Genomic DNA, 251 nt, shown 5'->3' with positions numbered 1-251 from the left:
GCGCATGACTTCGTTCACACCCCCGCCGAAGGTGATCACCAGGTTGCGCTTGGTCTGGGCGTCCAGCCAGCGCAGTAGCTCGGCGGTGTCGGGTTCGGCGGGGTTGCCGTACTTGCCAACGATTTCCTCGGCGAGCCGGCCGGCACGCTGAACACGCTCGGTGCCAAAGACTTTCGTGGCCGCGGCATCGGCCATGTTGATGTCCTCACCGGCGGACGCTACCTGCCAGTTGAGCAACTCGTTGATCCGCC

General features: G+C 64.9%; 1 protein-coding gene. It reads right to left on the bottom strand.

What is annotated here, in order from left to right; genetic code table 11:
- The coding region (locus ACRHOZ_RS21180) for an acyl-CoA dehydrogenase family protein (protein WP_431130315.1) at positions 1-251 on the bottom strand (251 nt) is incomplete at both ends.

Origin of the sequence: Flagellimonas flava (assembly GCF_050617915.1) — a bacterium.
GTDB classification, from domain to species: domain Bacteria; phylum Bacteroidota; class Bacteroidia; order Flavobacteriales; family Flavobacteriaceae; genus Flagellimonas; species Flagellimonas flava_A.
Note: the sequence above shows the minus strand (reverse complement) of the source record. Positions and strands in the feature narration are given on the sequence as shown.